General features: G+C 66.5%; 2 protein-coding genes. Both read right to left on the minus strand.

Features of this window, described 5'->3' with window-relative positions; translation table 11 throughout:
- On the minus strand, window positions 1-921 hold a 921-nt coding region (locus AC4FAH_RS07095; protein ID WP_490245814.1), incomplete at its 3' end, for a tetratricopeptide repeat protein.
- Window positions 922-1055: 134 nt separating this feature from the next.
- On the minus strand, window positions 1056-1558 hold a 503-nt coding region (locus tag AC4FAH_RS07100), incomplete at its 5' end, for an EVE domain-containing protein (protein WP_353745248.1).

Below are 1558 nucleotides of genomic sequence, written 5' to 3' on the forward strand. Positions count from 1 at the left end.
CTCATGGGTCGCACCGAGGGCGTCGAAGACACGCAGCAGCGTCTTGCGTGCCAGATCATCGCCGTACTGGCGGTCGGTCTTCACCAGGCTGATCAGGGCATCCAGCGCCAGCTCGTAGTGGCCATCCGCCAGATCACGCATGGCGCGCTGGTAGCGGGCTTCGCTGTCGTCCCGCTCGATCATCGCCTGCACCTCTTCGGGAGACGGTGCCTCGGCGATGAAGTCGATGCGCGCACGTACGCCACGCGCCTGGGCGCCGTCACGGTCTTCCGGCTTGAGGGAGTCCAGCAGCTGACGGGCCTCTTCACCATTGCCTTCTGCGACCAGCACCGAGGCGAGGTGGATGCGGTATTCCGGTGTCTCGGGGGATTCCTGCGCCAGCTGCTGATACAGCGCCTTGGCGGTGACGAGGTCGCCGCTTTCCAGTGCAGTGGCCGCCTGCTCCGCGAGGCTGGGACCTGCTCCTGCCGCCGGCTGGACCTTGTGCTGCTCGAGGAACTGGCGAATCTCGGCTTCCGGACGTGCGCCGGTGAAGTTGCCTGCCAGACCGCCCTGGATGACCAGCTTGACGTCCGGCACCGAGCGCACGCCCAGCTGAGCGGCGATGTCCTGCTGTTCCTCGGCGTTCAGCTTGGCCAGGATGAAGCCGCCCGCATATTCACGTGCCAGCTTCTCGAGGATCGGCGTCAGGACGAGGCAGTGCTCGCTCTGCGGCGACCAGCAATCCAGCAGTACCGGCACTTGCTGTGAGGCTTCCAGCACCTGCTGAAGATTGCTCATGTCCACATCGATGATGTAGGTGTTGGCGTCTTCTGCCTGGCGCGGTGCACTCGCGGCACCGCCGCCGACCACCCCTTGTGGCTGGGCGGCGGTGGTGTCATTGCCGGTCAGTGGCTGGCCGGTATTGGGATCGATGATCATGGTGCATGCCCCGAAATTCTGTCTGCGATTCAAGGCTCGCGCGCGAGCCGGTTGGGCTGATGATGCGGCCCGTCGCAGTGGAGTTCAAGGCGCTGCCGGACACTTCCTCGCGCGAGCGTCCCGGGCGCGTCGGTTCACGGCAGCAGGGTGTCGCCGGCCATGCTGGCGATGCAAGCGGCTTCGCTCTCGCTGAGCGGCATCACGGACAGGCGTGCGCGGCGCACCAAGTGGCTGTCCGCCAGCTCGGGCCGGGCCTTCAGGCGCGCGATGGGCAGGGTGGTGCGCAGCGGGCGAAGGTAGCTCAGACGCGGGGCGACCCAGCGCGGAGGCTTGTCGGCATCGATATCTGCCACCTGACGTGGGTCGAAGCCCTTGTGCTCGGGATCACTGGCCGTCGGGTCGGGCAGGGCGAGTTCGCTGACGACGGCCAGTCCGACCACCGCAGGCACCTTGCAGCTGGAGTGCTGGATGAGCACGACATCACCGAGCTGCATCTCGCGCAGGAAGTTGCGCGCCTGATAGTTGCGCACGCCATCCCAGAGCGCCGGTGATTCGCGGCGCAGGTCATCCAGCGAGAAGGCATCGGGTTCGGTCTTGACCAGCCAGTGGCGCATGCAGGCACTCCCTTGGGACTGAC

The sequence above is a fragment of the Cobetia sp. genome (assembly GCF_983723665.1).